Source organism: Stenotrophomonas sp. 62841_Sma, from assembly GCF_056482945.1.
The window spans coordinates 3,752,692-3,770,586 of sequence record NZ_CM151224.1; the positions used below are offsets into that span (position 1 = coordinate 3,752,692).

General features: G+C 67.2%; 14 protein-coding genes. 6 read left to right on the forward strand and 8 right to left on the reverse strand.

The window, feature by feature from the left end:
* Nucleotides 1-613: 613 nt before the first annotated feature.
* From ACZK5G_RS17625 to ACZK5G_RS17635, 3 genes are all read right to left on the reverse strand, one after another.
* Complete coding sequence (locus ACZK5G_RS17625; RefSeq protein WP_478464245.1) at nucleotides 614-2,332, reverse strand: thiamine pyrophosphate-dependent enzyme; 1,719 nt, start codon at nucleotides 2,330-2,332, stop codon at nucleotides 614-616.
* A 109-nt stretch (nucleotides 2,333-2,441) separates the two neighbouring features.
* Entirely contained in the window at nucleotides 2,442-3,299 is an 858-nt protein-coding gene (locus ACZK5G_RS17630; RefSeq protein WP_478464246.1) for an SH3 domain-containing protein, read from the reverse strand.
* 36 nt (nucleotides 3,300-3,335) lie between these two features.
* Nucleotides 3,336-3,818, reverse strand: coding sequence for a DUF3574 domain-containing protein (locus ACZK5G_RS17635; RefSeq protein ID WP_478464248.1), 483 nt, complete (start codon nucleotides 3,816-3,818; stop codon nucleotides 3,336-3,338).
* A 214-nt stretch (nucleotides 3,819-4,032) separates the two neighbouring features.
* On the opposite strand from ACZK5G_RS17635, the gene ACZK5G_RS17640 reads away from it, so the two are divergent.
* The 4 genes from ACZK5G_RS17640 to otsA all read left to right on the forward strand — a co-directional run bounded on the left by ACZK5G_RS17640 (nucleotide 4,033) and on the right by otsA (nucleotide 10,555).
* Nucleotides 4,033-6,468 carry a TonB-dependent receptor plug domain-containing protein gene (locus ACZK5G_RS17640; RefSeq protein ID WP_478464249.1) on the forward strand — a complete coding sequence of 812 codons (2,436 nt, stop codon included), beginning with the start codon at nucleotides 4,033-4,035 and terminating at the stop codon, nucleotides 6,466-6,468.
* Nucleotides 6,469-6,614: 146 nt separating this feature from the next.
* On the forward strand, nucleotides 6,615-7,373 hold the full coding sequence (otsB, locus tag ACZK5G_RS17645) for a trehalose-phosphatase (protein ID WP_032128814.1): 759 nt from the start codon (nucleotides 6,615-6,617) through the stop codon (nucleotides 7,371-7,373).
* A 39-nt stretch (nucleotides 7,374-7,412) separates the two neighbouring features.
* Nucleotides 7,413-9,194 carry a glycoside hydrolase family 15 protein gene (locus ACZK5G_RS17650; protein ID WP_049398205.1) on the forward strand — a complete coding sequence of 594 codons (1,782 nt, stop codon included), beginning with the start codon at nucleotides 7,413-7,415 and terminating at the stop codon, nucleotides 9,192-9,194.
* On the forward strand, nucleotides 9,191-10,555 hold the full coding sequence (gene otsA, locus ACZK5G_RS17655; protein WP_032128815.1) for an alpha,alpha-trehalose-phosphate synthase (UDP-forming): 1,365 nt from the start codon (nucleotides 9,191-9,193) through the stop codon (nucleotides 10,553-10,555). The genes ACZK5G_RS17650 and otsA overlap by 4 nt, the downstream gene beginning before the upstream one ends.
* A gap of 72 nt (nucleotides 10,556-10,627) precedes the next feature.
* Here otsA and ACZK5G_RS17660 read toward each other — a convergent pair whose 3' ends face one another.
* From ACZK5G_RS17660 to rluD, 4 genes are read right to left on the reverse strand one after another with little or no spacing between them, the layout of a single operon-like run.
* Entirely contained in the window at nucleotides 10,628-11,065 is a 438-nt protein-coding gene (locus tag ACZK5G_RS17660) for a thiol-disulfide oxidoreductase DCC family protein (RefSeq protein ID WP_132810675.1), read from the reverse strand.
* Nucleotides 11,040-11,546, reverse strand: a complete 507-nt coding sequence (locus ACZK5G_RS17665; protein ID WP_478466531.1) for a DUF4166 domain-containing protein — start codon at nucleotides 11,544-11,546, stop codon at nucleotides 11,040-11,042. Before ACZK5G_RS17665 ends, ACZK5G_RS17660 begins: the two co-directional genes overlap by 26 nt.
* Before the next feature lie 20 nt (nucleotides 11,547-11,566).
* Nucleotides 11,567-12,337: a peptidoglycan editing factor PgeF gene (gene pgeF / locus ACZK5G_RS17670; RefSeq protein ID WP_478464252.1), complete on the reverse strand. Its 771-nt coding sequence runs from the start codon at nucleotides 12,335-12,337 to the stop codon at nucleotides 11,567-11,569.
* Nucleotides 12,337-13,326 (reverse strand): 23S rRNA pseudouridine(1911/1915/1917) synthase RluD, encoded by a 990-nt coding sequence (gene rluD, locus ACZK5G_RS17675; RefSeq protein ID WP_080291790.1) that lies wholly within the window; start codon nucleotides 13,324-13,326, stop codon nucleotides 12,337-12,339. The genes pgeF and rluD overlap by 1 nt, the downstream gene beginning before the upstream one ends.
* Before the next feature lie 113 nt (nucleotides 13,327-13,439).
* Between rluD and ACZK5G_RS17680 the strand changes: the two genes are divergently transcribed.
* Nucleotides 13,440-14,327: an outer membrane protein assembly factor BamD gene (locus ACZK5G_RS17680; protein WP_029379759.1), complete on the forward strand. Its 888-nt coding sequence runs from the start codon at nucleotides 13,440-13,442 to the stop codon at nucleotides 14,325-14,327.
* Nucleotides 14,328-14,517: 190 nt separating this feature from the next.
* Nucleotides 14,518-15,720 (forward strand): lipase family protein, encoded by a 1,203-nt coding sequence (locus ACZK5G_RS17685; RefSeq protein ID WP_478464254.1) that lies wholly within the window; start codon nucleotides 14,518-14,520, stop codon nucleotides 15,718-15,720.
* Between the two features lie 489 nt (nucleotides 15,721-16,209).
* Here ACZK5G_RS17685 and ACZK5G_RS17690 read toward each other — a convergent pair whose 3' ends face one another.
* Nucleotides 16,210-17,844, reverse strand: a complete 1,635-nt coding sequence (locus ACZK5G_RS17690; protein WP_032128820.1) for an NAD+ synthase — start codon at nucleotides 17,842-17,844, stop codon at nucleotides 16,210-16,212.
* Nucleotides 17,845-17,895: the final 51 nt, after the last annotated feature.

Genomic DNA, 17,895 nt, shown 5'->3' on the forward strand with positions numbered 1-17,895 from the left:
CGCCGATGGTAGGCCCAGCGGGGCCCGGGCGCCAATTCCGTCGTGGAATGATGGGTTCCAGCCAACGGCGGGGCCCCTCGTGGCTGGGTTGGTCGCGGACAGCGATTTCTGGGTTGGGCCGGTCGGGATGGGCTGCGCAGGACACGCCGTAAACCCGTCCCTGGGGGCTCGATGGCGCCATCCATGGCGCCAACGGTCCTGCGCAGCCCATCCCGAACGGCCCCTGACAGTTTCCTGCGCGTGCCAGCCACGGAAGAGAATCAAAAGATCAAAAGCAAAAGCGGGTCGCTTCGCGCTGAGCCGAGCATGGCTCGGCTCTACGAGAACAATTCGATCATTTCCACGCTATCCACGCATGGCGTGGATCTACTGTGTCGACCAAGGTCGACACCTACCAACAGCAGCGATGATCTGTCGAAGGCGGGGTGGGTCCGGTTGCGGGGGCGTGAGCGCCATGGATGGCGCGACCGAGCTTACATGGATGTACTTGCAGCGTCCCCCGCAACCGGACCCACCCCGCCATCCCTCAGAAACCTGCTCCTGCTGTTGGTGTTGCCGGCCAGCGGCCGGCACTACCGCGGGTGCAGGGCGCAGCCCTGCATCAACCAACCCCCTACTTCTTCAGGAAGTTGTCCACCAGCAGATGCTTCACGTCGTCGAAGCGGCCGTTCAACACCGCCTTGGCCGCGTACAACGCAGTGCCGGCCACCTGCTTGGCCTCGATCTGCGGCGGCATCACCAGCTCGGCGCGGCTGGTATGCACGTCCAGCAGCGCCGGGCCGCGCTGCGCCAGGAAGTCCTGCACCGCCTCCTCCAGATCCTCGCTGCGCGTCACCGTGCGGCCGTGGAAGCCGATCACCTCGGCCAGGCGGCCGAAGTCCGGGTTCTTCAGGTCGGTGTAGTTGTCCAGCAGCCCCTCCACCTTCTGCTCCAGCTCGACGAAATTCAGCGAACCGTTGTTGAACACCACCACCTTGATCGGCAGATTCTCCTGTACCGCCGTCAGCAGGTCGCCCAGCAGCATTGCCAGGCCACCATCGCCGGACAGCGAGATCACCTGCCGGCCCGGGAACGCCTTCTGCAGGCCCAGTGCCTGTGGCATCGCATTGGCCATCGTGCCGTGCAGCAGGCTGGTCAGCGTGCGGCGGCGGCCGTTGACACGGATGTGGCGCAACACCCACACCATCGGCGAGCCACCGTCGGCAGTGAACAGCGCATCATCGGTGGCATATTTCGACAGCAGCGCGGTCAGGTGCTGCGGATGGATCAACTCGCCCTCACCGGGCTGCTCTTCCTTCTCGCGCTTCTTCAGTGCCTTGTCACGGCGCTCGATGCACTCGTCCAGGAAACTGCTGTCCTCGCGCGGCGGCAGCATCGGCAGCAAGGCGTCCAGCGTCGGCGCGATATCACCGACCACGCCAAGGTTCACCGGATGGCGGCGGCCGAGGTGGCTGCCATCGCGGTCGACCTGGATGATCGTGGCCTTGTCCGGATAGAACTGGCCCCAAGCGAAATCAGCGCCGAGCAGCAGCAGCGTGTCGCACTCCATCAGCGTGTGGAAGCCGGATTCGATGCCGAAGATGCCGGTCATGCCCATGTTGTACGGGTTGTCCGGCTCGACGAAATCCTTGGCGCGCGAGGTGTGCGCCACCGGCGCCTGCAGGCGCCGGGCCAGTTCCAGCAGTTGCGCGTGCGCGCCCTGGCAACCGGCACCAGCGTAGACACCAATGCGCTTGCCCTGCCCCAACAACTCGGCGATACGCTGCAGTTCCGCGTCGGAGGGACGCAGCACAGGCTGGGTGTAGTGCACCGAGAACGGCACGTCGTGCTTCACTTCGGCCTGGCTGATATCGGCGGGCAGGATCACCACCGCTACGCCGCGGCGACTGATCGCGGCCTGGCAGGCCAGCGTGACCACGCGGCGCGCCTGTTCGGCACTGTGCACCTGCTCGCAGAACACCGTGCAGCTGCCATACACCGCCTTGAAGTCCACTTCCTGCGGGAACTCCATGCCCAGCTCGCTGGTGACGATCTGGCTGGCGATCAGCACCATCGGCGCGCGGTTGCGATTGCTCTCGAAGATGCCATTGATGAAATGCAGGCCTCCCGGGCCGCAGGAGCCAGCACACGCAGTCAACTGGCCGCTGACCAGCGAATCCGCGCCTGCGGCGAATGCGGCCACTTCCTCATGTCGTACGTGCACCCAGGCGATGTCACTGCCATGCATCGCATCAGTCACATGATTGAGCGTATCGCCCACGATGCCGTAGCAACGGCGGACACCAGCCTGCTGCAGGGCGTCCACCACGATTTCTGCCACGCGCTTGCTCATCGGATACATCCTCGAACGGGGGAGCATCCGAGGCTAGACCCGTAGAAGTGATGCCCCTGTGGGCAAGTTGCCCATCGCCTCGATGTGCAAACTGCGGGTAGACGTCTCGTCAATCTTTAACGTTGATCCAGCCCACCACCGCGCCCTGCTTCGGGTTGCGGTAGCGCAGCTTCACCCAACCGTCCTGTTCATCCAGCAGTTCTACGCGGTCCCCCTGCACCAGGTAACGCTTGGTGCTCGACGCACCGGGTCGGTCGAACAGGAACAGGCGCGCTGGCACCACGGTGGCCTGCTGGCCACGCAGCGGCCCATCCGGCGGTGCGCCCAGGCCATCGCCGATGGCGCTCTCCAACACACGACCAGCGGGATCATAGGTGCGCCAGACCGCCAGCGGGCCCTGCTCGTCGGTCTGTTCCCAATGCAGCGCGGCGTTCACCGTGTCGCCCAGCATCAGCACGCTTTCGCTGCGGTAGAGATAGAGCTTCGCACCTGCAAACCGGTACTGGTCGGCGTACCACATCGGGCCACTGCGGCAGCTGCTGGTCAGGGTTCGAGTGGCAGCATCCACGCTCAACCCCATCAGGTCACCGCAACTGTCCTTGCCGTGGGTGTCGGCCTGCAGCGCGCGGAACCCGGCACTGGCCGGGTCGAAGCGGTACACCGCCACCGCCTCGTTGACCATGCCCACCGATGCACGCGCGACCAGTTCCGGGTATCCATCGAAATCGACGTCTTCCAGCGACCAGCGCGAATTGCCATCGGCATCCGCCGCACCCGCCAGCGTCTGGCGCTTGCCTGACGGTGACAGCTGCACTGCGATGCTGCCGTCCTGCTGGGGATCGGCATGCGCCTGCACATGCGCGGCCACCTGGAAGCGTAGCGTTTCGCTATCGTCCCCACGCGCCTGCGCCGTCGGTGCCAGCACACCTGCCAATACCAGGCCCAGCAGGCATTCCCTGTAGTTCATCATCGCTCCCTGCGGCACCGCGGCGGCACCTTCAACTCAGAACGATACCTCGACCGCTTGCCGCGACCACAGCACCGATTGATGCTTGGTCTGCTGCTTCCACGCCAGGCGGATCGCTTCGATATCAGCACGGCGCTGCGGGGTGTCCTCGTGCAGCACCACCAGCACCTTGGTGCGCAGGCGGTTGGGCGAGGCATCGCCGCGGAACAGCCACTGGCCATAGGCATCGAACACGGTCAGGCCATCCGGGAAGCGCGGGGTCACTTCCTTGTCCAGGAAAGCGCGCCACTGCGTCTCGCTGATGGTGTCGGCCTGCGGACGCTTGCCGGCGCCCTGCTCCTCGCCCACGCCGAAGTACAGCTCACTGCGCACCCAGCCGTGGCCGGCGGACGGGCGTGCGGCATCACCCTTCAGTTCGGCGGTGGTGGCCGTGGCATAGGCGCTGGGCGCCTGAGAGGACAGGCTGGCGCAGCCACTGGTGGCCAGCAGCACGGCGAAGACGAGGCCAAGGTGTTTCATTGGTACAGCTCCGGGGAAGGGGGACAAGGCGAGCCGGCAGCGTACAGCGCCACCGGTCCGGCGTGCTGATGCCAACGGGGCATCAACTCATGCCGGACCGGCAGGGACTTGCATCGGCACCGGCCATCACGCGAAGATAATATATCGCTTCATCCGGATGGATGTAAGTGAAACTATCTCCCCCTTCCCCGTCGTCGTTGTTGCTGGAGCCCCCATGTCCATCCGCCTGCCCGCGTCGCCGCTCGGCCTCGCCATCGCCCTCGCGCTTTCCTCCACCGCCGTCCCGGCTCTGGCCCAGGACGCTACCAACCTCGACACCGTGATCGTCACCGGCACCCGTGCCGCCGACCGCACCGTGCTCGAATCCACCTCGCCGGTGGACGTGCTCACCGCCGAGGACATCCGCAAGGCGGGCGTGGTCAACGGTGAGCTGGGCAGTGCGCTGCAGGCCCTGCTGCCGTCGTTCAACTTCCCGCGCCAGTCCAACTCCGGCGGCGCCGACCACGTGCGCGCCGCACAGCTGCGTGGCCTGTCGCCGGACCAGGTGCTGGTGCTGGTCAATGGCAAGCGCCGCCACCACACCGCGCTGGTCAACACCGACAGCAAGATCGGCAAGGGCACCACGCCGGTCGACTTCAATTCGATCCCGGTCAGCGCGATCAAGCGCATCGAAGTGCTGCGCGACGGCGCCGGTGCGCTGTACGGCTCGGACGCCGTGGCCGGCGTGATCAACGTGATCCTCGACAACGGCGGCGACGGTGGCGAGATCGAGGCCAGCTACGGCGCCAACCACACCGACCTCAAGCCGATCGGCCGCACCCTCACCGACGGCCAGACCGGCAACATCAGCGCCAAGGTCGGCACCTCGCTGGGTGAGGACGGCGGCTTCCTGCGTGTCGGCCTGGAGTACAAGCACCGCAACGGCACCAACCGCGCCGGCTTCGACCAGATTCCGCCGTGGGACCAGACGCCGGACAACCTGGCGCTGCAGGGCAAGCGCAACTACGTGCTGGGCGATGGCAAGAGCAAGGACATCAACCTGTGGCTGAACACTGAGATTCCGGTAGGCCAGACGTCGACGTTCTACGCGTTCGGCACCTTCAACCAGCGTGATACCGAAGGTGCGAACTACTTCCGCTACCCCGATGGCGATGCCAACTGGAAGCAGGTCTATCCGAACGGTTACCGGCCGATCTCCGAAGGCGAGAACCGCGACGTGCAGGCCGTGGCCGGCGTGCGCGGCCAGTGGGGTGAATGGAGCTACGACGGCAGCCTGGATTACGGCCAGAACGACTTCACCTACCGCCTGCGTGATTCGCTCAACGCGTCGCTGGGCCCGACCAGCCCGACCCGCTTCAAGACCGCCGACTACGAATACGCACAGACCGTGGGCAACCTCGACCTGAGTCGTGTGTTCACCCAGAGCGACAGCATCAGCCACACCCTGGGCCTGGGCGTGGAAGCACGGCACGAGCGCTACCAGACCCGTCCCGGCGACCCGGCCAGCTACGCCGCCGGCCCTTACACCGATCGCCCGACCGGCTCGCAGGCCGGTGGCGGCCTGACCCCGCAGGATGCGGCGCGCCTGTCGCGCGACGTGGCCAGCGCCTACGCCAGCCTGTCCAGCCAGTTCGGCGAGAAGTTCTCCACCGATCTGGCCGCACGCTACGAGCACAACGACGATTTCGGCGGTGAACTGACCGGCAAGCTCGGACTGCGCTATGAATTCACCCCGGCGTTCGCGTTGCGCGGCGCCATCTCCAACAACTTCCGCGCACCGTCGCTGGCGCAGATCGGCTACGAATCCACCTCCACCGGCTACAACGCCGGCGGCCAGCTGGTGCAGGGCCGCCTGTTGTCGGTCAACAATCCGATCGCCCGTGGCCTGGGTGCGCAGAACCTGAAGCCGGAAAAGTCGATCAATACCTCGCTGGGCTTCACCAGCCGCATCGGCGAGCACTTCGACCTGTCGCTGGACTTCTTCCAGATCGACATCGACGACCGCATCGCGCTGTCGGAGAGCATCACCGGTGATGCATTGACCGACTACGTGGCGGCCAACTACGGCGTCAGCGGCCTGCAGAGCGCCAGTTTCTTCGTCAACGCCGCCGACACCCGCACCCGCGGCGCCGAACTGGTGAGCAACTGGCGCCAGTCGCTGGGCGATGGCCAGCTGCTGTTGACCGGCACCTATGCGTACACGAAGACCACGCTGAAGAACGTGCTGGCCACGCCGGCGCAGCTGCGCGCGCTGAACCCGGACTATATGCTGTTCGGCATCGAAGAGACCAACACCCTCACCGATGCCACCCCGCGTACGCGCGGCAGTCTCTCGGCCGCATGGAGCAACGACCACTGGTCGCTTAGCACCCGCGTGAACCGCTATGGCAGCGCCACCCGCGTGTTCAACTTCGGTGATGGCTACATCCCGCGCCAGACCTACCAGGCCGAATGGCAGCTGGATGCGGAAGTGGAGTACCGCATCACCCCGCAATGGAGCGTGGCCATCGGCGGCCAGAACCTGACCGACAACTACCCGGATCGATCCAACAGCGATATCCACTACTTCGGCAACCTGCCGTACGACGTGCTGTCGCCGATCGGCAGCAATGGCGCGTACTACTACGGCCGCGTCCGCTATACGTTCTGATTCATCAGTCCGGTAGTGCCGGCCGCTGGCCGGCAACCTCAGGGTGCATCCAGGGGCCATGACGGTGCCGGCCAGCGGCCGGCACTACCAGATCCGTAGCCTGCCCTCGACCCCACGTACACGCCCACGCTGGCAAGCTGGGCGTCATGGCTGAACCGCTCCCCCTGCGTCCGCCACCGCCATTGCTGGATGACGCCTGCGCGTTGTTCCTCGATGTCGACGGCACCCTGATCGAATTCGCTGCACGCCCAGATGCCGTGCAGTTGCTGCCGGATGTGCGTGAAGCCATCGGCCGCATCAGCGACCGCCTGGAAGGTGCCGTGGCACTGGTCAGTGGTCGCCCGCTTGAGCAGCTGGATCAACTGTTCGCTCCCCTGAAATTGCCCGCCGCCGGCCTGCATGGCCACGAACTGCGCGGCGAAGACGGTCGCGTCCTGCGCGACGAACACGACGACGACACCGCCGAGTGGCTGCACGCGCTGCACCAGCAGGCGATGCGCTTTGCCCATGGCCATCCCGGCGTGCTGGTGGAAGACAAGGGCGTCGGCCTGGCGCTGCATTGGCGCGGTGCGCCGCACGCGGCAAGTGATGTGCGCGCCTTCGCCGACCGCCATGTGCGTGGCCGTGCCAGCTATCGCCTGCAGCCCGGTGACCATGTGGTCGAGTTCGTTCCGGTCGGCACCGACAAGGGACGTGCCGTGCGCCGGATGATGCAGTACCTGCCGTTCCGCGGCCGCCTGCCGGTGTTCCTCGGCGATGACCTGACCGATGAGTTCGGCTTCGACGCCGCCAATGGCCAGCATGGCTGGAGCGTACTGGTAGGCGAACGGGAACCCAGCAAAGCCGTGTTCGCGCTGCCCGACATACGCAGTGTGCACGCCTGGCTGCGTGAGAATGCCTATTGACCCGGCCACCCCACGGCCGCAACCGAGATGTACCGCGTGATGACCCAACCCGATCTTGATCTGGGCGTGGTCGGCAACGGCAGCTTCGGCGCCCTGGTCGACAAACGTGCCCGCGTTGTCTGGAGCTGCCTGCCCACCTTCGACGGCGACCCCACCTTCTGTGCCCTGCTCGGCCCCAACCAGCAGACGGGTGGCGACTTCGCCATCGAGCTGGAGGACTTCGCGAGCAGCGAGCAGGAATACCTGACCAACACCGCGATCCTGCGTACCGTGCTGCGCGACGCGCACGGTGGTGAACTGGAAATCCTTGATTTCGCCCCGCGCTGGCGCCAGAACGACCGTTTCTACCGACCGGTCAGCCTGATCCGCCAGGTACGACCACTGGCCGGCAGCCCACGCATCACCGTGCACGCACGGCCACTGGCCGACTGGGGCGCACGCGTGCCCGAGTCCACCTGGGGCAGCAACCACGTGCGCTGGATCCTGCCCGAACACGTGCTGCGGCTGACCACCGACGTGCCGGTGCGCTTCATCCGCGATGGCCTGCCGTTCGTGCTCAACCATCCCATCCACCTGATCCTGGGCGTGGATGAATCGCTCAACCGCTCGATCAGTGGCTATGTGCAGGAAGCCTTCCAGCGCACCCGCGACTACTGGCGCGAATGGGTGCGCTACCTGTCCATTCCACTGGAATGGCAGGACGCGGTGATCCGCAGTGCGATCACCCTGAAGCTGTGCCAGTACGAGGACAGCGGCGCGATCATCGCGGCGATGACCACCTCCATTCCGGAAGCGCCCGGCAGCGTGCGCAACTGGGACTACCGTTACTGCTGGCTGCGTGATGCCGCGTTCGTGGTGCGCGCACTGAACCGCCTCGGCGCAACGCGCACGATGGAACAGTTCCTCGGCTACATCTTCAACCTGGCCACCACCGATGGCACGTTGCAGCCGCTGTATGGCATCGGCTTCGAGGCCAAGCTGGACGAGGACGAAGTACCCAGCCTGTCCGGCTACCGTGGCATGGGCCCGGTGCGGCGCGGCAACCTGGCCTGGGTGCAGCGCCAGCACGATGTCTACGGCAGCGTGGTGCTGGCGTCCACGCAGTTGTTCTTCGACCGCCGCCTGCAGGACCCCGGGGATGCGCATACCTTCGCCCGCCTGGAACCCTTGGGCGAACAGGCGTTCGCCCTGCACGACGTACCCGATGCCGGCCTGTGGGAGTTCCGCGGCCGCACCGAGGTGCACACCTACACCAGCGCGATGTGCTGGGCGGCGTGCGATCGCCTGTGCAAGATCGCCGTGCGCCTGAAGCGCGATGACCGCGCCCACTACTGGCGCGAGCGTGCCGACACCATCCACGCGCGCATCATGGCCGAGTCCTGGAGCGAGGAGCTGGGCCACTTCACCGATACCTTTGGTGGCCATCGGCTGGATGCCTCGTTGCTGCTGCTGGCCGACATCGGCTTCATCGACGCGATGGATGCGCGCTTCATCGCCACCGTCGACGCCATCGGGCGCGACCTCAAGCATGGCAACTCGCTGTACCGCTATGTCGCGCCGGATGACTTCGGTGAGCCGGAAACCAGCTTCACCATCTGCACCTTCTGGTACATCGATGCGCTGGCGGCGATTGGGCGCATGGACGAAGCACGCGGGATGTTCGAGCTGCTGCTGAAACAGCGCAACCACCTGGGCCTGCTGTCGGAGGATCTGGCCTTCGACAGCGGCGAGGCCTGGGGCAATTTCCCGCAGACCTATTCGCACGTCGGCCTGATCACCGCCGCAATGCGCCTGTCGCGGTCCTGGCAGGAGGCATCGTGAGTCGTCTGGTGGTGGTTTCAAACCGCGTGGCGGTGCCGGGCGAGAACCGCGCCGGCGGCCTGGCGGTGGGCCTGCTGGCCGCGCTGAAGGAACGTGGCGGCATGTGGTTCGGCTGGAGCGGCAAGAGCGTGCGCGACGGCAGCGGCACGCTGCACACACAGAAGGACGGTGACATCGAATTCGTCACCCTGGACCTGAGCAAGCGCGAGGTGGATGGCTACTACAACGGTTTCGCCAATCGCACCCTCTGGCCGTTGCTGCACTTCCGCCTGGATCTGGTCGACTACGACCGGGGCACCCGCGAGACCTACCATAAGGTCAACGCGCTGTTCGCCGACAAGCTCGCGCCGCTGCTGCGCGAGGACGACATCGTCTGGATCCACGACTACCACCTGATCCCGCTTGGTGCGCTGCTGCGCGAGCGTGGCATCGGCTGCCGCATCGGTTTCTTCCTGCACATCCCGATGCCGTCGGCCGATCTGCTGCAGGCCATGCCCGACCACCTGCGGCTGTTTTCCGCGCTGTATGCCTACGATCTGGTCGGCTTCCAGACCCAGCGCGACGCCGATCGCTTCCAGACCTACCTGCGCCTGTTCGGCGGCGGCCGCGTGCTCGACAACGGCGAGCTGGAAGCACCGGGCGGGCGCCGCTTCCGTGCGGCGGCGTTCCCGATCGGCATCGACACCGAGCTGATCGCGCGACAGGCCGGCACCGCCGCCACCAAGGCCGCTGTGAAGAACCTGCGCAACAGCCTGCGTGACCGCCAGCTGGCGATCGGCGTGGATCGCCTGGACTATTCCAAGGGCCTGCCCGAACGCTTCCTCGGCTTCGAGCGCTATCTGGAGCGCCATCCGGATCAGCGCGGCTCGCTGACCTACCTGCAGATCGCCCCGGTCTCGCGCGGCGATGTCACCGAGTACCGGCAGCTGCGCAGCCAGCTGGAACAGATCGCCGGGCACATCAACGGTGGCCACGCCGAACCGGACTGGACGCCGCTGCGCTACGTCAACCAGAACTTCACCCACGCCACCCTCACCGGCTTCTACCGGGCGGCGGCGGTAGGCCTGGTCACGCCGCTGCGCGATGGCATGAACCTGGTAGCCAAGGAGTACGTGGCCTCGCAGGACCCGGAAGACCCCGGCGTGCTGGTGCTGTCGCTGCTGGCCGGCGCCGCCGACGAACTCAAGCAGGCGCTGCTGGTGAACCCGCATGATCTGGACGGCGTGGCCGACGCCATCGCCACCGCGGCAACGATGTCGCTGCGCAGGCGCAAGGAACGCTGGCACGCGATGATGGAGCACCTGCGCACCTACGACATCAACCACTGGCGACGCAGCTACCTGGACGCGCTGGAGGGTTGAGGGAAAAAGGGGACGGAGGGGATTAAGTCGTTTGTGCACAAACGACTTAATCCCCTCCGTCCCCTTTTTTCTTCAATCCAGGAACCGCGCGGCCTGCTCCGGTGCGGGCAGGTAACAGGCGTCATGCCGCCCGAACCAGCGGTAGCGGTTGCGGGCCAGCGCGCGGTACGCGGCATCACGCCAGCTGCGCGGCAGCACGCGCAATGCACCGGTCAGACGCCAGACGCCGCCCAGCCCCGCCAGCACGCGCAGGATCGCATCGGTATCGGTCCAGGCGCCCTGTTCGTCCAGCAACAGGAACGACATCGGGTCCTGCGGGTCCAGACCGTGCGCGCGCAACATCGCGCTGCCCTGCGCGCCCTGCATCGCCGCAAAGCGGTAGCGGCCCTTGCGGTCGAAACGCAGCAGGAAGCGCACCCAGCGGTTGCACAGCGCGCACACGCCATCGAACACGATCACCGCGCTGCCGGCCTCGGCGGCGGAATCACTGCGGTTCGAGCCAGCCTTCATAGCGGATCAGGGCTCCGGCCCAGGGCAAGGTCACATCGACTAGGAAAGTGTAACGCTCACCCTGCCAGGCTTCGCGGCAACGCACACCACCAAACCAGCGCCTCGGCAGCGGCAGCAGCCCGAACGCCCAGACCCGCCGCACCGACCAGTCGATGCCACCGTCGCGGGCCTGCAGATCAAATTCGAAGCGCACCGCGCCCAACTGCTCGCGCAGGTACCCCTCGTGCGCCCACAGCCGCGACACCATCGGCCAGCGGCCAAACCGCCTCGCCCACTGCTCGCCCTGCCCGTGGGCACTGAACGCCACTTCGGTGGGCAGCGCGTCGCCGTCCTTCGGCAACTGCGCCAACGCGGCCAGCAGCGGCACCAGCCAGTGCCGCCCTCTCACGATGCGCGCCTGCCCCACGTAGCGGCAAGGCAACGGCGCGGCATGCAGCGCCTGCACCGGCGCGGCCAAGGTGGCGAAGGCCGGCCCCAGCACGCGCGCGAACAACGGCGTGGTCAGGGCGCGATCCAGGCCAGGGTCGCCATGCGCCCGGTGCGACGGTCGCGCCGGTGCGAATACAGGTCGGGATCGGCCATCGTCGACACCGTGCCGCCATACACCTGCGCCGGGTCCATGCCCGCCGCCTGCAGGCGCTGACGTGCCAGGGCGAACAGGTCCACCTTCCAGTGCCCCTGGCGTGTCGCCACAAACGCCGCCTCAGCCGCCGGATCATGGCCGACGAAGGCGTGGAAGACCTCTTCGCCGATCTCGTAGTCGGCCGGCCCGGCCGCCGGGCCCAGCCACGCGCGAAGCTGCGCGGGCGGGGTCTGCATGGTGGCCACGGTGGCTTCCAGCATGCCGTCGGCCAGCCCGCGCCATCCAGCGTGAGCGGCGCCCACCTCGCTACCGTCGGCAGCGGCGAACACCACCGGCAGGCAGTCGGCGGTCAGGATCGCCAGCACCACGCCGGGCACCGAGGTCACCGCAGCGTCGGCCACCGGTTCGCTTGCGCCTGGCACTGGCGGCGTTGTGAAGCGCAGCACGGTACTGCTGTGCACCTGGCGCAGCCAGTGCGGTGCCGACGGCAGCGCCAGCCCCTGCAGCAGCAGCTGGCGGTTGTGCTCCACGTTGGCCGGGGTATCACCATCGGCCGCGTGCCGGTTGCCCAGGTTGAACTGCGCGAACGGCGCCGGCGAAATGCCCGCACCGTGCCGACGCGTGGTCAGCGCATGGACGCCCGGAGGCGCCGGCCAGTCCGCCTGCAGCAAAGGCAACGCGGCGGCCATCACCAGCGGTCCCGCTCGCGTGCGGCGAAGGCTTCGCTGTCTTCACGCAGCACCTTCATCAGGTGCAGCATGTCGTCCGGCACCGGCGCGGTGTTGCGCACCGGCTCACCGGTGATCGGGTGCGTGAACTCCAGGGTCTCGGCGTGCAGGGCCTGGCGCTTGAAGCCGCGCAGCGCGGCTACCAGCTCATCGCTGGCGCCCTTGGGCAGCTTCAGCGCACCGCCGTACAGCGGGTCACCGATGATCGGATGGCGCACGTGCGCCATGTGCACGCGGATCTGATGGGTACGGCCGGTTTCCAGGCGGCACTCCAGCGCAGTGTGCGCACGGAAGCGCTCGCGCAGGCGGTAATGGGTGATCGCTTCCTTGCCGTCCTCGCGCACGGCCATCTTCAGGCGGTCGCGTGGGTGGCGGTCGATCGGGGCATCGGCGGTACCGCCGGCCACCAGCGCACCCATCACGATGGCCAGGTACTGGCGGTGCACGTCGCGCGCGGCCAGCTGCTCGACCAGTGCGGTCTGCGCTTCCAGGGTCTTGGCCACCACCATCACGCCGCTGGTGTCCTTGTCCAGGCGGTGCACGATGCCGGCGCGCGGCAGCACCGCCACCGACGGGTCGCGGAACAGCAGGGCGTTGACCAGGGTGCCGCTGTGGTTGCCCGCGCCCGGGTGCACCACCAGGCCGACCGGCTTGTTGATCACCAGCAGGTGCTCGTCCTCGAACAGCACGTCCAGCGGGATGTCCTCCGGCTGGGCGTCGGTCTGGGTCTCGAGCACCACATTGAGGGTCACGAGCTCGCCGCCGCGCAGCGGATCGCGCGGGCGCACCTGGGCGCCGTCCAGCAGCACCTCACCGGCCTTGATCCACTCGGTCAGGCGCGAACGCGAGTATTCGGGGAACAGTTCGGCCACCACGGCGTCGAAACGACGGCCGGCAGCGGTGTCGGGGACGATGGCCTGGCGGGCCGATTCAGAGGGTTGTTCAGACATGGCAGGGGGCATTCTTTGAAATTTTGGGGTCCCGGCGGCCGGTTTCAGTCGCTGGACAGGACACTAGGCTATCATCGACCCTTCGTATTCCAGCCGCGTCCCGCCTCGACCCCATGATCCGACGCTCCGCCATGCTCTCCGCGCCCGTCCGCCTCACCGCCCTGCTGCTGGTGCTGGTCATCGCCGCCACCGGCTGCCACCGTGGTGCCAAGAAGGGCGATCGCCCCGATGAAGGGACGCCGGTCGAACAGTTGTACGAGAAGAGCCACAAGCTGATGCAGGGTGGCAACTGGAGCGGCGCCGAAGCCAGCTTCCGCCGCCTGGTGGCCCAGTATCCGTACGGTCCGTACACCGAGCAGGCGATGATCGAGACCGCCTACGCCCAGTACAAGGCCGGCAAGCACGATGACGCGGTGTCCAGCATCGACCGCTTCATCCGTACCTACCCGACCCATCGCAACATCGCGTACCTGTACTACCTGCGCGGCCTGGCCAACTCCAACCGCAGTACGGTTTTCCTGCGCCGCGTATGGTCTCTGGATGCCAGCCGTCGCGACCTGTCCACGCCGCACCAGGCGTATTCGGACTTCAACATCGTGGTGGACCGCTACCCGAACAGCCGCTACGCCGCCGATGCGCGCCAGCGCATGCTGGAGCTGCGTGACGTGTTCGCCCAGCATGAGCTGGACAACGCCCTGTACTACATGCGCCGCGGCGCCTGGGTCTCGGCCGCCGGCCGCGCCAACTACCTGTTGGAAACCTACCCGCAGAGCGCGTTCCAGTACGACGCCGTGGCTGTGCTGGCCGATTCCTACACCCACCTGGGCAACAAGACCCTGGCCGACGATGCCCGCCGCGTCCTGCAGCTGAACCAGCCGGACCACCCGTGGCTGGAAGGCAAGTGGCCGAAGTACCCGTGGATGATCCGCAAGCTGAACCCGTTCGCCGGCGAGAAATCCGCCAGCACCGGCCAGCGCAACGCGCGACTGGAAAAGAAGTAAGAGAGGGCCCCGAAAGGGGCCTTTTCTTTGTCGGTAGATCCACGCCATGCGTGGATGGTTCGTACGCCCATGGACCACGACACTAGGAATTCTACGAATTCCCGGCGGATGCGACGCCGGTCGCATCCCGCTCCGGCGACGCCCTCCACACTGCGGCGCAACGGCCATCCCGGCCGTGAAGGAGCGCCCCATGACCCTACCGCCCCGCCGTTTCCGCCCCCTCGCCTGCCTCCTCGCCACCGCCGTGCTGGCGCTGTCCTCGGGCCCCCTGGCTGCCGCACCGGGTGCACCGGGTGATCTGCTGTCTGCTGCCCCCTATCGCGCGTCATGGGTGCCGTCCAAGGCTGCGCAGGCCTACAAGCTCCACTACCGCACCCCGGATCTTCGCGGCCAGCTGGCCGAAGGCACCGGCCTGCTGTACCTGCCCGCCGGAGCGGCTCCAGCGGGCGGCTGGCCGGTGGTGTCCTGGGCACATGGCACCCAGGGCATCGCCGATCGCTGCGCGCCCTCGGTGTCCGGCCCCTACCAACCCGAACGCGACGGGCGCTTCCTCGATCAGTTCCTGGCCCTGGGCTATGCGGTGGTCGCCGCGGACTACCAGGGGCTCGGCAGCCCCGGCGAGCATGCCTATCTGCACGTCCGCACGGCCGCGCGCAATGCCATCGACCTGGTCAAGGCCAGCCGCCAGTACCTGGGCAACGCAGCGCTGTCGCCGCGCTGGGTCTCTGTTGGTCATTCACAGGGTGGCGCTGCAGCCCTCACAGCCGGGCATCTGGCGCCCACCTATGGTGGTCCTTCCCTGCACTACCGTGGCAGCTTCACCACCGGCACGCCTACCGCAGTCGAGCTGACCGCGCTGGTGATGAAGCCCGACAACCGCACCGCCAATCCTGGCGCGCTCAACGCCTATCACGCGTACCTGCTTGATGGCCTGCTGCAGGTCGCGCCGCAGATCGACCGCGTCCTCAGCGACACCGGCCGCGCCCGCGTGGCAGTGGCACGCGAGCAGTGCCTGGGCGAACTGGCCGCCACGCTGGACGGTGCGGATACCGGCAGCATGTTCACTGCACCGCTGACCAGCGTGCCGGGCATCTGGGCGGTGCTGTACGACTATCTCGGCGTACCGCGCCGCGGCTTCAGCCAACCGCTGATGCTCGGCCACGGCAGCGAGGACCGCGATGTGCCCTATCTGACCACCCTGCTGTATGCCGCAGGCCTGGCCCTGCGAGGCGAGCCGGTCGCGTTCCGGCGTTACCCGGTCGACCACCGCGGCACGCTGGACGCGGCGGCGGCGGATGGCCTGGCGTTTGTGCGGGCACGGCTGGGGGACGGACGCTTCAACGACGCTGCGGAAACTGCCAGCCTCGAACAGCTGCTTGAGGACGCCCGGTAGATCCACGCCATGCGTGGATACGCGGTATGCGGGTTGCCGGCCAGCGGCCGGCACTACCGAACGCAGTAGATCCACGCCATGCGTGGATGCGCGGTGTACGGGGTTGCCGGCCAGCGGCCGGCACTACCGAACGCAGTAGAGCCACGCCATGCGTGGATACGCGGTATGCGGGTTGCCGGCCAGCGGCCGGCACTACCGAACGGAGTAGAGCTACGCCATGCGTGGATACGCGGTATGCGGGGTTGCCGGCCAGCGGCCGGCACTACCGAACGCAGTAGAGCCACGCCATGCGTGGATGCGCGGTATACGGGTTGCCGGCCAGCGGCCGGCACTACCGAACGCAGTAGATCCACGCCATGCGTGGATGCGCGGTATGCGGGTTGCCGGCCAGCGGCCGGCACTACCGAACGCAGTAGAGCCACACCATGCGTGGATACGCGGTATGCGGGGTTGCCGGCCAGCGGCCGGCACTACCCGCCAACCGCAGCTTCAGCCCTTGTAGCCGTTGCTGATCGGGTAACGACGCTCGCGGCCAAATGCCCGGCGCGAGACCTTCGGCCCCGGCGCGGCCTGGTGCCGCTTCCACTCGCTGATGCGCACCAGGCGCAGCACCCGGTCGACCACGGCCGCGTCGTAGCCGGCCGCAACGATCTCCGTGCGCGACTGCTCCTGGTCGATGTAGCGGTACAGGATGCCGTCCAGCACGTCATAGGCCGGCAGCGAATCCTGGTCCAGCTGGTTCTCGCGCAGCTCGGCCGACGGCGGGCGGCTGATCACGGCCGGTGGGATCACCGGCGCGCCGCCCACGGTGTTGCGCCACTTGGACAGCCCGAACACTTCGGTCTTGTACAGGTCCTTCAGCGGCGCATAGCCACCGCACATGTCGCCGTAGATGGTGGCGTAACCGACCGCGTATTCGCTTTTGTTGCCGGTGGTCAGCAGCAGGCCACCGAACTTGTTGGCCAGCGCCATCAGGATCACGCCACGGCTGCGCGACTGCAGGTTCTCTTCGGTCACGTCCGGCGCAGTGCCTTCGAACATCGGCGCCAGCGATTCCATCAGGCCCTTGAACGCCGGCTCGATCGATACCGCCTCCAGCTTCACGCCCAGTGCCTGGCACTGTTCGGCGGCCAGGTCGTTGGACAGGCCCGCGGTATAGCGCGACGGCAACCGCACGGCGGTGACGTTTTCCGCGCCCATCGCGTCCACGGCCATGGCCAGCACCAGCGCCGAATCGATGCCGCCGGACAAGCCCAGCCACACCTTCTTGAAGCCGTTCTTGCGGCAGTAGTCCTGGATGCCACGGGTCACCGCACGCCAGGCTAGCGCGTCCATGCTCTCGTCGCCATCGTCCATCCACACGTGCGGCATGAAGCGGCGGCTTTCACCGTCGTACTCCACCACCAGCCACTGGTCGACGAAGGCGGCGGCGGCCGGGTGCACGGTACCGTCGCCATCGGCCACCACCGAGGCGCCGTCGAACACCAGCGCGTCCTGGCCACCGACCACGTTGAGGTAGGCGATCGCCGCCCCGCTCTCACGGGTGCGTGCGGCCAGCACCGCATCGCGCTGGGCATGCTTGCCACGCTCGTAGGGCGAGGCGTTCGGCACCACCACCAGCTGCGCACCGGCGCGCACGGTGTCGGCCAGCGGCTCGGCGAACCACAGGTCCTCGCAGATCAGCAGGCCGACCGGAATGCCGTTGACCTCGAACACGCAGCTGCCGCCATCCGGATCGACATCGAAGTAGCGGCGCTCGTCGAACACCGCATAGTTGGGCAGCTCGCGCTTGCGGTAGGTCTGCTCGACCAGGCCATCGCGCAGCACGCTGGCGGCGTTGTAGACCACCGCACCGGCCGCCTGCGGCCAACCAACCACGGCTGTGATGCCACGGCAGGCAGCAGCGATGCGGGCCATCGCCTGCTCGCACTCGTACAGGAAGCCCGGGCGCAGCAGCAGGTCTTCCGGCGGATAACCACTCACCGCCAGCTCGGGGAACATCACCAGCTCGGCGCCGTACTCGTCGCGCGCCTGGCCGATCATCTCGATGATGCGCTCGGTGTTGCCGGCGACATCGCCGACCGGGAAGTCGAACTGCGCCATCGCGATGCGGATCGAAGCCATGGGAATCCAGCCTGTGGTTGCAATGTGCCCATTGTAGCGCTGCGCCATGCG

What these genes read in the sequence shown, in the direction of transcription:
- ACZK5G_RS17625 (WP_478464245.1), bottom strand. Translation starts at nt 2,332, where the DNA reads ATGAGCAAGCGCGTGGCAGAAATCGTGGTGGACGCCCTGCAGCAGGCT.
- ACZK5G_RS17630 (WP_478464246.1), bottom strand. Translation starts at nt 3,299, where the DNA reads ATGAACTACAGGGAATGCCTGCTGGGCCTGGTATTGGCAGGTGTGCTG.
- ACZK5G_RS17635 (WP_478464248.1), bottom strand. Translation starts at nt 3,818, where the DNA reads ATGAAACACCTTGGCCTCGTCTTCGCCGTGCTGCTGGCCACCAGTGGC.
- ACZK5G_RS17640 (WP_478464249.1), top strand. Translation starts at nt 4,033, where the DNA reads ATGTCCATCCGCCTGCCCGCGTCGCCGCTCGGCCTCGCCATCGCCCTC.
- otsB (WP_032128814.1), top strand. Translation starts at nt 6,615, where the DNA reads ATGGCTGAACCGCTCCCCCTGCGTCCGCCACCGCCATTGCTGGATGAC.
- ACZK5G_RS17650 (WP_049398205.1), top strand. Translation starts at nt 7,413, where the DNA reads ATGACCCAACCCGATCTTGATCTGGGCGTGGTCGGCAACGGCAGCTTC.
- ACZK5G_RS17660 (WP_132810675.1), bottom strand. Translation starts at nt 11,065, where the DNA reads ATGAAGGCTGGCTCGAACCGCAGTGATTCCGCCGCCGAGGCCGGCAGC.
- pgeF (WP_478464252.1), bottom strand. Translation starts at nt 12,337, where the DNA reads ATGGCCGCCGCGTTGCCTTTGCTGCAGGCGGACTGGCCGGCGCCTCCG.
- rluD (WP_080291790.1), bottom strand. Translation starts at nt 13,326, where the DNA reads ATGTCTGAACAACCCTCTGAATCGGCCCGCCAGGCCATCGTCCCCGAC.
- ACZK5G_RS17680 (WP_029379759.1), top strand. Translation starts at nt 13,440, where the DNA reads ATGATCCGACGCTCCGCCATGCTCTCCGCGCCCGTCCGCCTCACCGCC.
- ACZK5G_RS17685 (WP_478464254.1), top strand. Translation starts at nt 14,518, where the DNA reads ATGACCCTACCGCCCCGCCGTTTCCGCCCCCTCGCCTGCCTCCTCGCC.
- ACZK5G_RS17690 (WP_032128820.1), bottom strand. Translation starts at nt 17,844, where the DNA reads ATGGCTTCGATCCGCATCGCGATGGCGCAGTTCGACTTCCCGGTCGGC.